Source organism: Bacteroides sp. AM54-2NS, from assembly GCF_003602935.1.
Taxonomy (GTDB): Bacteria; Bacteroidota; Bacteroidia; order Bacteroidales; family Bacteroidaceae; genus Bacteroides; species Bacteroides xylanisolvens.
In genome coordinates this window covers 1-2,163 of sequence record NZ_QTMZ01000114.1, presented here as the reverse complement: position 1 = coordinate 2,163, position 2,163 = coordinate 1, and the positions used below count along the sequence as shown (strand labels likewise).

Genomic DNA, 2,163 nt, shown 5'->3' with positions numbered 1-2,163 from the left:
TATCCTCGAAACGACTACAGCGGTCTCAACTCGCTGCGTGCAAGAATGAGAGACAAGTATGGTAATGGTCAAAAGACAAAGGTCATGGAGTCCGCCTCTTGTACAGAAGAATATGGCAATGCTGAAGGTGAGCCGGAAGACGATTACCTATCGCTCATCCACTCAGGAAAGGCTTGCATAGGTGCGCCCATCTATTTCTTCTTTGAACTTGGCACTGACAGGTTGCTCAACAGGTCGCAGCTCGTCAATCTCGACGAAGTAGCACGCATCGCCAAGAAATATGGCTTGAAAGTTAAGGTCATCGGCGCTGCCGACAGTGCCACAGGCAGTGAAGCCATCAATGATAACCTCAGCCGTTCCCGTGCCAGATTCATTGCAGAGGAACTGATGAAACGTGGTATGGAAAATGGCACCATCTCTCAGATTTTCGATGGCGGCATTGACGATTACTCGCCCAATGAGGCGAACCGCCATACCAGAATCCTGCTGTATCTATAGCCAGACATACAGCTCCGAACAAGAGCACTAAAACTTTTTTTTCATTGATAAATTTTAGAAAGGGAGGGCTTGTCCGTGATGGATAGGCCCTCCCTTAATCATATATGTATTAACGCATATTCTATGCGCATATCTTTTTTTTATCCGTGTTTCTCAGTACTTGACCAGTCAAGCAGGAAGTCATATATACTCATTATCTGTATGCCGTTTTCGTCGCTCCACTGCTTGGTATGTTCTCCCACGATCAGCAGTTTGCGGAAAGAGTCATCTACAAGACGCAACGACCGTTTCTCCTGTTCCATCTTTTCTGCATCGGGCATACGCCACGCCGACTGGATGTAGATCCGCTCGCTCCCTTTGTTGCAGACAAAATCCACTTCCAATGTCACCCTCTGCTGCTTTCCTTCCGTATTCCTCACTCGATGATAGACGTTACCCACATCCACGAGCCATCCTCGCATACGCATCTCATTGTAGATGACGTTCTCCATGATATGTGTCGGCTCGCTCTGACGGAACGACAGAATAGCATTCCTCAGACCTACGTCCTGATAATAATACTTGGACAACGAACCTATGTATTTCCGTCCTTTGATGTCGAACCTTTCGGATTTTTCGATAAGGAAAGCATCCTGCATATATTCCAGATAAGCCGACACTGTCTTGTCGGTTATGCTCTGCACATTGCTTACGGACTTGAACGTATTGGCTATATTCAGTGCATTGACAGGTGCTCCTATACTGGATGCTACGGTCTTCGACAATTCTTCAAATTCAGGTCTCAGTTCTATGTTGTTCCGCTCGTAGATGTCACGTAGATATACCGTGCGATAAAGGCGACGCAGGAAATCAGCCTTCTTCTCATCCCCAACCTGTGTAAGTAGTTGCGGCAAACCTCCGTACAGTCTGTATTCAGCCCAACCGTCTTCTTTCGAACCATCATACACCGTCATGAACTCCTTGAAGGATAGTGGCCACACATGTATCTCGTCACCTCTGCCTCGGAATTCCGTCACCAGGTCAGAGGACAGGAAACGCGAGTTGGAGCCTGTGACATACACATCCGCCCCTTCGGTAACTGACAAGGAAGAGAGCACCTCTACAAAGTCTTCCACCTCCTGCACCTCGTCGATGATGATATAATAAGTCTCATAGTCAATCATCATCTTTTCCACCCAGTCCAACAGGTAGTCCGGGTTCTTGAACTCTCTGTTCTTCCTACTCTCCATGTCGATGACGAGAATATGGTCTTCTCTCACGCCCTCATCCAATAGATGCTGATGAAAGAGTTTCTTCAGAAGGAACGACTTGCCTGAACGTCGCAATCCTGTGATTATCTTTATGAGCCCGTTGTTCTTTGAACGGCTCAACTGTTCTATGTATCTATATCTGTTTACTATCATATTTTACGAAAAACTGTCACTTGTGACACTTTTTCGGAGGCAAAGTTATATATTTTATCCTAAATCAAAGAAAGAAATAAAGAAAAATGCACTAAAAATCAATGATTTTCCTGTTTTGTAGTGTCTATTCCACTTGCCGATGCCCATTTTTCTTTGCAAAGTTACTGCCCGGGCGAATGGTCAAGTACCGCCATGCTAACAGGCAGAGGACTGAACGACAGCTTTCCGCAAATCAAAGATTTGGGTATTTCATTAACTCCTC

2 protein-coding genes are annotated in these 2,163 nt (G+C 45.8%); one reads left to right on the top strand and one right to left on the bottom strand.

The features are described from left to right. Positions 1–498: OmpA family protein (locus tag DXA05_RS25955; protein WP_165861574.1), on the top strand; the 498-nt coding region annotated here is incomplete at its 5' end. A gap of 140 nt (positions 499–638) precedes the next feature. On the opposite strand, the gene DXA05_RS25950 is transcribed toward DXA05_RS25955, so the two are convergent. After that, positions 639–1,901: an ATP-binding protein gene (locus DXA05_RS25950; RefSeq protein ID WP_005816273.1), complete on the bottom strand. Its 1,263-nt coding sequence runs from the start codon at positions 1,899–1,901 to the stop codon at positions 639–641. Between the last annotated feature and the right edge of the window lie 262 nt (positions 1,902–2,163).